Source organism: Pleomorphochaeta caudata (assembly GCF_055395745.1).
Map to the genome: position 1 here is coordinate 2,792,777 of NZ_AP042458.1, position 11,521 is coordinate 2,804,297.

8 protein-coding genes are annotated in these 11,521 nt (G+C 27.5%); 5 read left to right on the forward strand and 3 right to left on the reverse strand.

Annotation, left to right across the window (positions count from 1 at the left end; translation table 11 throughout):
• The first annotated feature begins 3 nt into the window (after window positions 1-3).
• The 3 genes from ACZ5RS_RS12835 to ACZ5RS_RS12845 all read left to right on the forward strand — a co-directional run bounded on the left by ACZ5RS_RS12835 (window position 4) and on the right by ACZ5RS_RS12845 (window position 2,950).
• Window positions 4-777, forward strand: a complete 774-nt coding sequence (locus ACZ5RS_RS12835; protein ID WP_464636079.1) for a DeoR/GlpR family DNA-binding transcription regulator — start codon at window positions 4-6, stop codon at window positions 775-777.
• Window positions 778-966: 189 nt separating this feature from the next.
• Window positions 967-1,626, forward strand: coding sequence for a deoxyribose-phosphate aldolase (gene deoC / locus ACZ5RS_RS12840; protein WP_464636081.1), 660 nt, complete (start codon window positions 967-969; stop codon window positions 1,624-1,626).
• A 172-nt stretch (window positions 1,627-1,798) separates the two neighbouring features.
• Window positions 1,799-2,950 (forward strand): GGDEF domain-containing protein, encoded by a 1,152-nt coding sequence (locus ACZ5RS_RS12845; protein ID WP_464636083.1) that lies wholly within the window; start codon window positions 1,799-1,801, stop codon window positions 2,948-2,950.
• Between the two features lie 109 nt (window positions 2,951-3,059).
• Here the strand turns inward: ACZ5RS_RS12845 and ACZ5RS_RS12850 are convergent, their stop codons facing one another.
• Window positions 3,060-4,619, reverse strand: a complete 1,560-nt coding sequence (locus ACZ5RS_RS12850; protein WP_464636085.1) for an FRG domain-containing protein — start codon at window positions 4,617-4,619, stop codon at window positions 3,060-3,062.
• Between the two features lie 612 nt (window positions 4,620-5,231).
• Between ACZ5RS_RS12850 and ACZ5RS_RS12855 the strand changes: the two genes are divergently transcribed.
• Both ACZ5RS_RS12855 and ACZ5RS_RS12860 read left to right on the forward strand, forming a co-directional pair.
• On the forward strand, window positions 5,232-6,860 hold the full coding sequence (locus ACZ5RS_RS12855) for an arylsulfatase (protein WP_464636087.1): 1,629 nt from the start codon (window positions 5,232-5,234) through the stop codon (window positions 6,858-6,860).
• Window positions 6,861-6,876: 16 nt separating this feature from the next.
• The gene (locus tag ACZ5RS_RS12860; protein WP_464636089.1) at window positions 6,877-8,052 is read left to right on the forward strand and encodes an anaerobic sulfatase maturase; all 1,176 of its coding nucleotides are present in this window, start codon (window positions 6,877-6,879) and stop codon (window positions 8,050-8,052) included.
• Window positions 8,053-8,150: 98 nt separating this feature from the next.
• On the opposite strand, the gene ACZ5RS_RS12865 is transcribed toward ACZ5RS_RS12860, so the two are convergent.
• On the reverse strand, window positions 8,151-9,272 hold the full coding sequence (locus ACZ5RS_RS12865) for an ROK family protein (protein WP_464636091.1): 1,122 nt from the start codon (window positions 9,270-9,272) through the stop codon (window positions 8,151-8,153).
• 174 nt (window positions 9,273-9,446) lie between these two features.
• Entirely contained in the window at window positions 9,447-11,519 is a 2,073-nt protein-coding gene (locus ACZ5RS_RS12870; RefSeq protein ID WP_464636093.1) for a beta-glucosidase, read from the reverse strand.
• Window positions 11,520-11,521: the final 2 nt, after the last annotated feature.

Sequence of the window (11,521 nt, forward strand, 5' to 3'; positions counted from 1 at the left end):
AATGTGGCTAAAAATTCCATTTTTCTAGAAGAAAGAAAACAAGAAATCTTAAGAATTCTTAAAGAAAACAATCGTATTGATGTTCCTCAAATGTGTGAAATTTTTAATATATCCCCTTCTACTGCTAGAAACGATTTAAAACTTTTAGAAAAAAAAAACTTTATCAAAAGAACCCATGGTGGTGCTATTTTAAAAATTAAAGATGATAAAGAAATTCCATCTACTGAAAATGAAAAAGCTATGATAGATGAAAAAACTCTTATTGCTAAAAAAGCTTTAGATTTTATTGAAGATGGAGATAGTATTGGAATTTCTACTGGATCTAGTGGTTATGCCCTAGCTAAAGCTCTTGTTAATAAAAAGAATTTAACTGTTATTACTAATGATGTTAAAATAGCTTGCTTTTTAGAGCAAAATACAAGCTTTACTATCTTTATAATTGGTGGTGTTATTAGAAATCAATTCCACTATATTATTGATAATGTAGATTTACCTAAAAACATCTCAATCAATAAATTCTTTTTCTCATCTAATGGTTTCACTATAGAACATGGGGCTACTATTTCAGATATTATGCTATCTAAAAATGAAAAAACTTTACTCAGTCTTTCACAAAAGAGAATTTTATTATGCGATCATAGTAAATTAGGCAAAACACATTTTGCCCAAATTTTACCTCTTGATAAAATAGATGAAATTATAATTGATAAAGATATTTCTCATTTCTTTCTTAATGAATTTGAGAAGGCATCTTATCATATTACAATTGCAAAATAAGTACAAAGGAGATTGTTGGGTATATATATTATTTTTAAGTTTATTGGATAAAAGAAAAAATTATTACTAATACTTTTTCTCTTGGTCTTATTCTTATTTTAATTTGTACTTAAATTTCTTTTTCGCAAACTAAAGAGTTTTAATTCTTAATAGGATTTTTACTTTATTTATATAATTGGAGAAATGTTTATGAAAATAGCTTCTTATATCGATCACACTCTTTTAGCAGCTAAAGCTACTAAAAGTGAGATAATCAAAATTTGTAAGGAAGCAAAAGAATATTCTTTTGCATCTGTATGTGTTAACTCTTACTGGGTTTCTACAGTAAGTAAAGAATTAGAAAACAGTTCAGTTGAAACATGTTCTGTTGTTGGCTTCCCTCTTGGTGCTATGTCTACAAAAGCAAAAGCTTTTGAAGCAAAACAAGCTATTGAAGATGGTGCTGATGAAATTGATATGGTTATCAACATCGGTGAATTAAAAGCTGGTAACTTTGATGCTGTTGAAGCTGACATCAAAGCACTAAAAGATGTTTGTAAAGATAAAACTTTAAAAGTTATTATTGAAACTTGCTTATTAAGTGATGAAGAAAAAATAACAGCATGTGAATTATCATTAAAAGCTGGTGCTGATTTTGTTAAAACCTCAACTGGTTTCTCAACAGCTGGTGCTAAAGTTGAAGATGTTAGATTAATGAGAGAAACTGTTGGTGATAAAGCTGGTGTTAAAGCTAGCGGTGGTATCCACTCTTACGAAGAAGCTATTAACTTAGTTAAAGCTGGTGCTTCTAGAATTGGAGCTAGTGCTGGTATCAAAATTGTTGAAGGCGAAAAAGCAGCTCTTAAATAAAAAGTTACAATATATATAAATATACTTTCTATATTTAACTAATATTAATAATATTAAAATATGTTAATTGAGCTATTAATTTGCAGTTTTTATCTGCAAATTAATAGTTTTTTTAAAAAATTATAAACAAATAACAATTATCATGTTATTATAATATTACTAGGAAGTATAAATGACTAAATATTTTACAAAGATTAAGGATTGTTTAACAAACAAAAACAATTACCATTATAAAACTCATGTTTTTGTAATTGTTCAATCCTATATATTCATTGTAAGTCTTATAACCCTTATTAGTTTTATTATCTTCCATAAAACAATCTCTCAAATGTGCTTTTGGTTAGCTTTAACTATAACAGCTCCTTTCTTTATTAAATACAGTACTAAAATAAAAGATGTTGATAAACTAACAGCTTTTATTGATAAAGTTCTTGCTACATATGTAATACTCTTTATTCCTTTTGGATTAATTATAGTTGGAAATATTACAAGTCCTTCTAGTATATATATAACGGTAATTATAGGGCTTGTTGGAGCTCTTGCTTCAAAAACAGCTAGAAAGGTTTTAGTTTCAATTACTATTTTCTATTGTTTGTTATTTGTATATTTTGAATATAAATTCCCTCACCTCTTTGATAGATTTAAGCATGCTTATATTCAAGATTTAGCAGATTGGACTTTAGTTTATTTTATTATAATTATCTTTATTTATAGATTGATTACTACTACAAGAAACATAATTGAAAAAAATGAAGAAACTATCTTAAAACAAAAAGATAGACTTTATATTATGTCCATAACAGATTATTTAACTGGAACTTATAATAAAAAGTATTTAAATGATGAATTAAAAAACATCGCATACAATATTAAAAACGATAATACTCCATATATTTTAATCTCAATAGATATAGATCATTTTAAAATCTATAATGATACCTATGGACATCTTGAAGGCGATGTTTGTTTGAAAAAAATATCCAAAATCTTTATTGATAGCGTTAAAAACTATGATGGTGCAGCTTATAGATTTGGTGGTGAAGAATTTATTATTTGTCTTAAAGCTAAAGATTTTAATGATGGTGTTAATGTTGTCAAATATATACAAGATAAAATTAAAGAAAATCCTATAGTAAATATCAAATCCCCTATAAAACCCTATGTAACAGTTAGTATGGGTATAGTAGCTTATGGTAAAAACTATTTTGATTGTGATATTAATCCATTACTCCATTCTCTTGATTTAGCCTTATATAGAGCCAAAGAAAATGGTAAAGATCAATGCTGGGCATATGATGGTAAAAAATTCTGGAAAGTTGAATAATTGAATTCTCAATTAATTATTTTTATCTAGGCAAATATCTTAGCCCTTCTTAGCTTCATGATCAAAACTTAATTTAATTAAAATTTTTAATATTATATTTCTACATTTACTATATATTTATATCTGAATATTCTTCAAGAACTTCATATTTTATTTGATTAATTTTTCTCTCTAATTCAGGATAAATAAAACCTTTATTTATATTATAATATTTGTCTAATTCTTTATAAAATTCTCCTTTTTTGTTTTCTTTATTTTTTTTATTATTAATAATAAAAACAACTCTTTTTCTATCATCATTTTCGAATATATTTAAATAAGAAGTGTTACCTTTAATAAATTGATTTTCTTTGTTATCTAATTTTGCTCCAATCAAAAGAAATAGACCTTGTTGGTTTACAATTCTTTTGTTGTTTAGAGAAGGATGAACTATATAATAAGTATCTATATCTCTAATTGATGGTGTAAAAATTTTAAATGAAGAGTTAATTAATTCAGCTTGATGTTGCAATTCTCCTAAAAATTTATCAAAAACATTAATTTCATTTAACAAAAAGTTTAGATAAATCGTAAGTTTATTATACTTGGCTTTTGAATATTTTGTTTTATTAATTTTTTTGCAATATTCTTTATCTAAAGTTTTAATAAGAGTTTCTACTAATTCCCAATTCTTAATTTTTTTACATTCGATTAATTTGTTTATTTTTAAGATTATTTTCTCAAGCTCGTTTGCTATGTAAGAATTAATATCATAACTAATTTGATTAAAATAATCATCTAAATATTCTAATAGGGCAACTATTTTTTCACTAATCCCAAAAAAATTTAAATTTTTATTAGTTGTGCTTAAAGCACTTAATAATGATACAGAATCACTATTTTGAGAATTTTTGATTTTATCAAAATCTTTAGGAAAAATTAAATGGATTTGCCCATATTCAACCGTTTCATCTTCATTATATTTATCCAAAGCAAAAAAACTCGCGACTAATGAACTTTTTGTAATATCCAATAAACGCGAAAGACAGTTAAAATGTTTTAAAATAGTTAATTTATCAAAAAAGCTTTCACATCCATCAAAATCATTAGGCATACTTTGTATTGCTCTATTATTAAGTATATGTTCTAATTTTGGTAATTGAGCATCATTATTCCTATATAATGAAGTTGATAAATCAAAATTCAATTGGTTACCTCTAAAATAAATAAAGTTTGGTTTATTATCATCCGTATTATGGAGTTCATATTTTTTTATTTTGTTTATTAAATCTTGAACATTATCTATATAATCTAATTCGACTAAATCAGATATACTTAATACTATTAAAGTTTTTGAAGTTTCTTTATCTATTATATTTTTTTCTTGTATATCAATCTTTATTTTACGATAACCTTCTTTTCCAGTACTTTTTTCCAATCCCAATTGTATTTCTTTTTGCTGAATAGTTGATAGAATATCATCAATTGAGATTGAATCAATTTTTTTTATTTTAATTTCATTTAGCGTTTTTTCATCAATTACCAATTCGCATTTTTTATTTATAATTGATACTTTTGTTATTAAATCATTTTTTTGATAAAAATTTAATCCAATAAAATAAGAATCAATCAATATCTTTTTTAATTTATCAATAAATTCTTTCTCACTTTTTTCCCATTTATCGTTCATATGACTCTTCCTCAATACATATTGTATTAATAAATAATAATAAATCAATTCTATCAATTTGTCATGGCAAATAAATATTTATTACTTTTTCTTATTTTCTTTAATTAATAATATATGACAAAAACTATATTAAAAAAACACTAATTATTATCCTACTATTAATTATTCTTGAATTATTTAAAATCTGAATTAAATTTAGAATCCTTAAGGCTTCTTTTTTAAAAAATAATTTGTTAAATTTGTTTATACAATTTATAATTACATAATTTGAAACAAACTTATCTAGAGCAACCCCAATAAATATTTTATCTATAAATTAATTTTAGATATAAAATTAATACGATGTAACAACATTATATATTTATAACCCATAATTTAAACAATAATGCTTATTCAATAAGAGCATATTTGTACAAATCCTAAAAATTATCGTTAACTCTTTATTGTATATAAAATTATATAAAAAAATACTATACATATTATAAATTTAATTTATAATCATAATGGTTAGATTTTTATATAAAAAATATAATTTTTTATTTTTAAGTTTCATATTTAAACATTAATAATATAAAAAACTATTCAAATAATTTAATAATTTAGGAATAATTTATGAACTCACAAAAACCAAATATTCTTTTTGTTTTATTAGATGATTTAGGATACTCAGATTTAGGCTGTTATGGAGGAGAACTTGATACTCCAAATATTGATGCTATGGCTTATGAAGGTTTACGTTTTGAAGGAATGTATAATTCTTCAAGATGTTGTCCAAGTAGAGCAGCTCTTATGACGGGATTATATCCTCCTCAAGCTGGTATTGCTGATTTTGTTAGTATAGAACCACATCCTACTAAAGGTCCTGCTCACCTAGGTAGATTAAGAGATGATTGCGTCACCTTAGCAGAAGTTTTAACTCCTGCTGGCTATAATTGTTATTATAGTGGTAAATGGCATATGCATGAAAAAACTAATCCTTGTGATAGAGGCTTTAAAGAATTCTATGGATACTCTATGAATCACTCTCATGATTATTATGATGCTGACTTTTATCAAAGATTTCCTAAAAATCATGAAAAAGAAATTAATATTCCAAAAGAAGATTTTTATGCTACTGATGTTTTTAATGATTATGCTCTTGAATTTATTAAACAAGGACAAAAAGAAGATAAACCTTGGTTTCTCTTCTTAGGGCACTCTGCTCCCCACTTCCCTCTTCAAGCTCCTAAAGAAGATGTAGAAAAATATTATCAAAAATATCTAAACGGTTGGGATGAACTTAGAGAAGAAAGATTTAATAATATGATTAAATTAGGAATTATTGATCCAAAGTCATGGACTTTAACAGAAAGATCTCAAGTTCCAATAGATGATGATGATATTGCTAATGGCTACTCTGGTCTTCAAAATCCGGCTTGGGATTCTTTAGATGAAGATAGAAGAAAAGATTTAGCTAGACGTATGGGAATATATGCAGCTATGGTAAATAGAGTAGATAAAGGCTTTGGTAAAATTGTTGAACATTTAAAAGAAACTGGAGATTATGAAAATACTATTATTATAATTACATCTGATAATGGTGCATGTTACGAATGGGGTCCTTTTGGATTCGATGGAGAAAGCAGAAAAGGTATTACTGAATTACATAAAGGAAAAGATCTTGAAAATATGGGAGGGAAAAACTCATATCTCTCCTACGGTAGTGGCTGGGCTAATTTATGTAATACTCCTTTTAAAATGTATAAACACTTTACCCATGAGGGTGGTGTTTGTGCTCCTTTAATTGTTAACTTTCCTGATAAAATTCCTAACCCAGGTAACTTTGTACCTGGAGCTACTCATTTAATTGATATTATGCCAACATTAATAGAATTAAGTGGAGCTGAATATCCTAAGGAATTTAATCATCACAAAATTCCAAATTATGAAGGTATTAGTTTATATCCCACTATAACGGAGGCTAAAGAACTTCCTCAAAGAACTCTCTTTTTCTCACATCAACAAGCTCGTGGTGTTATACAAGGAAACTGGAAAGCAGTATGGAGTAAAAGAACTCAAACTCCTATTAAATGGGAACTTTATGATTTATCTACTGATAGAACAGAAACAAATGATTTAGCTAATAAGTACCCAGAAATTGTTAATAAGCTTGATAAACTATGGGAAGATTATAGAGAAAGGGTCGGACTCGAAGAATTTGAACCTTGGGATATCCCAGAAAAAGAAGATATATCAGATTAATTTATAAGGAACTATTTTGAAAACTACTACTTACTTATATCCTTTTAGCATAATAGTAAAACCTATTGGCCCTCTTTGTAATCTAAATTGTGATTACTGTTATTATGTAAATAAAGATAAAAATTATTCTTATATAGATAAAAAGGATTTCATCATTTCTGATGAAATCCTGGAGATCTTTATTAAAGATTATATTTCTATCCAATCTAAAATAACTAAAAATATTGAATTTATTTGGCAAGGAGGAGAGCCTACTCTTTTAGGTGTAGATTTCTTTAAAAAAGGTGTCTCATTACAAAAGAAATATAATTATAAAAATTATAATATTCACAATAGTATTCAAACTAATGGCACTTTAATAGATGAGGAAATGGCTCTCTTTTTTAAAGCTAATAATTTTTTAGTAGGTATTAGTATTGATGGACCAAAAGATCTTCATAATAAATATAGAAGGAATAAATCATCTAATGGTAGTTTTGATAAAACACTTAAAGGCTTAGAACTTTTAAAAAAATATAATGTAGAATCTAATACTTTAACCACTGTAAATAATGTAAATAGTAAATATCCAATTGAAGTATATGAGTTTTTAAAATCAATTGGCTCAAAATATATGCAATTTATCCCTATTGTTGAAGTTGATGAAAATTTGTCCATTACCAAATACAGTGTAGAACCTCAATTATGGGGGACTTTTATGACAAAGATTTTTAAACATTGGAGTAAAAATGATATTGGAAAAATTTTTGTTCAACATTTTGATTTAACACTGGCTCAATATATGGGGCTTCCCTCATCCATGTGTTCTCATAATAAATATTGTGGTAGAGCTCTAGCTATGGAGCATGATGGAAGTATTTATAGTTGTGATCATTTTGTCTTTGATAAAAATTATATTGGAAATATAAAAGAATCCTTAGAAGTAATAATATCTAATAAAAATCAAATAGAATTTGGCTATAATAAATTTAGTACGTTGCCTAAAGAATGTTTAGATTGTCCCTATCTACAATTATGCTTTGGAGGTTGTCCTAAAAATCGTATTACCCAGAGAGATACTGGAATGCAAAACTACCTCTGTAGTGGATTTAAATATTATTATGAAAAAACTTATCCAATTTATTTAGCCATGGCTAAAGCTCTTAGTAACAAAGAAAGTGCAGCAACCTATAAAAAATATTTAAACACTTAATTTTAACTAATATGTTGTATTTACACGGAAACTTTTTAAATTTAGAAGTGTAAATGCAACATTATATAATCTTTAATATTATTGAATTTTAACTTTTTTTAAACTTGTTCAATGAAATCTTGAATAAAATGATAAGTTATACCAATTGCTGAACTTTTTTTAGGATATTTACAAAGTCTAATTGGATTCATGTCCACCGATGTAATTTGGTAGACTTTGTCATTTATGATATTTAGATAATCTACTAAGAAAAAGGATAATTCACTTCCAATTACTATATCGCAATCAAGACCATAACTTAAATTAACTAATAATTTAGCAAGATTATCTATAAAGGTTTCAATTCTTTCTAACACCTTAGGATTTTTTTCATTATATAGTTTCATAAAATCTTCTAAATTATCTGCTATACCAATTAACAATGCTTTGGTAGATAAGAAAGATTGTACAGTACAAGTATCATCATAATCCTTCTGATCTCTACCCATATTAAAAATAGACTTACCTATTTGAAGACCTTTCCCATTATTTCCGTTATATAATACATTGTTTACAAAAAATGAACTCTCAACATATTCACCTAAAGACAAGAATAATAAATTATGCAATTGGGTCTCTTTTAATCCAATCTCATATTTTCCACCAGCATTTACTTTACTTTCAATCCAGACTGGAAATAAATATTTGTTAAAACTTTTTGGTATTGCTTCATTTTCAATTCCCAATTCAGGAGAAAAAACTATTGTATTTGGATTTGTTTTAACAACTCCAGGTATAGAAATACCAACCCCAATAACTTTTTGGAATTCAATTTCTGATAACTGGATGAAACGATATGCGAATTGCATCAATTGCGTATAATATGATGAGGTATTCTCAAATTCAAATTCTCTGACTTGAGTTGATTTTAGCTCCCCGAATAATCCAGTAGCAACAAAGGTGACATGATGTTTACTTATATCAATACCAATTGTAAAAGCAGCTTCTGAGTTCACACTGATAACCCGAGGTTTACGTCCTATAGCTACAATACTATCTTCGTCAACACTCTGTACTAACAGGCTTTCTTTTATCATTTGATTAATATTATTAGTAACTGTTGGTAGGCTTAACCCAAGATCAACCATAATTTCCTGTTTTGTCAAAGGCTTATTAGTTTGATAGAGATATCTAAAGATGCTATTTCTACTATTGGGTTTCACTGTACCAGGGTGAATCATTATATACCTCCGAGGAACATTGTAATATAGTTTGTCAATTATAGCAAAATTTTAAATAAATTAATACCACATTTGTAACTTATGTTAAAAAAACTCATACTGAAAATGGTATGAGTATCTTTAAAAAATACAGCACACTACATGGAATTTTTACCATGTAGTGTACAAAAACTATTACAATGTAAAAGTAAGTTTTTCTAAATCTTTAGGATCACTACTACTACCTATATAAGCAGCATAAGTAACACCTTCTTCTAGTTTCCAACCTTCATCACTGTAATACATTAAAGCATCTAGTGGACAAGAAATATCAATAGTTTTGCTCTCTCCAGCTTCTAATTCTATCTTCTCAAAACCAGCCAATTTTTTAACTGGTCTATCCACTTTACCACCACTTTCAACACCTACATAAAGTTGTACAACTTCTTTACCTGATCTCTTTCCTACATTAGAAACTTTACAACTTGCTGTTATCTTATCACTCGCAATTGTTATAGCTCTCTCTGATACATTGAAATCAGTATATGAAAGACCAAATCCATAATAATAATCAGGGGTTATATTTTCTTTATCTAGTTTTGCATAACCATGATAGTAATCATAAACTTGTTGATCAGAAATCCATTTAACTTGTGGTAAATCATTATCGTCTTTTACAACTACAAATGGTAATTTACCACTAGGATTAACATCTCCAAATAGAACTTCACTAATTGCTGTACCACCTTCCATACCAGGATAGTAAGCCATTAAAATAGATGGAACATCATCTTTCCATTCATTGATGCGAATCATATTTCCACCAATTAAAACAACTACAACATTTTTATTTACTTTTGCTACTGCTTTAATTAGTTCAATCTCATCATCATGTAAGCCTAAAGAAGTCTTTCTATCTCCTCCAATGGCATTCTCTGCATCAATACCAAGTTCTGCTGTTGGTTCAATATATTCACCTTCATCAAAATCTCTAAATCCAGCTACTAATACAACTCTATCAGCTTCTTTAGCTACCTTTATTGCTTCTTCTATATTTTTACCATTGTTATATGTTACTGTTGCATTTGGCATTTCTTTAGTAATACCAGCTAATGGAGTTACTACATAAGATGGGAATACTCTAGAAGAACCATGGTCTCCAATATTCTCTGTATTTCCCAATTCTCCAACTACTGCAATGCTCTTTTTATCATCTTTATCAAATGGTAATAGATTATTATCGTTTTTGATTAAAGTAATGGATTCCTCAGCAACCTTCTTAGCAAGATCAATGTGATCTACACAACCGATTACCTTTCTAGGATATTCTTCAGGATCTTCAGCTTCACTAAAAGCTAAAAGAGTTCTTACAATATATATTGCACTTTTATCTATTTCTTTTTCATCTACTTCACCGCTTTTTACAGCTTTAACTAAATTCTCACCATAATGGTTTGTATTAGGCATTTCAATATTTAAGCCAGCTTTTGCTGCTGCAACTGTTTCTCTAATACCCCAAGCAAAGTCACTTACTACAAAACCATCAAAATCCCAATCATCACGTAAAATATCTGTTAATAAATGTTTATTATGGCCACAGTATTCGCCTCTATATTTATTATAGGCACTCATTACACTTGCAGCACCACTATCGATACACATTTTAAAATGATTTAAATATACTTCTCTTTCTGTTCTATCAGTTGCTTCAACACTTACATCGAAACGACTGTTTTCCATGCTATTGAAGGCAAAGTGTTTAATACATGCTATAACATTTTCATATTGAACACCTTCAACTAATGCACTACCCATTTTACCTAAATGAAAATCATCCTCCCCATATACTTCTTGGCTTCTTCCCCAACCTGGGTTATATGGTAAGTTAATACATACCCCGCCAAAGAAATTAGCACCATAGGCTCTAATTTCACGACCAATTGCCTTACCTACTTCTTTTTCTAATTCAGTATTAAAAGAAGCACCTCTAGCCATAGTAACTGGGAAACAAGTACTTTTTTCTGTTACAACACCACGAGGTCCATCACAGAATTTTAATTCAGGTACACCATATTTTTTATTTCCACCTGCAGGATAAGGTCTAGCATTATAATGTCTATCAGCATTTGGGGTATGGAAATCTTCCAACATATCATCAACTGTTACATTACCACTCATTAGTGCAACCTTTTCTTCAAGGCTCATCTTATTTACAATTTCTGTTGCTTTCTTTGTAAAGCTTAATCTATATTTTTTATCGACTTTCATCA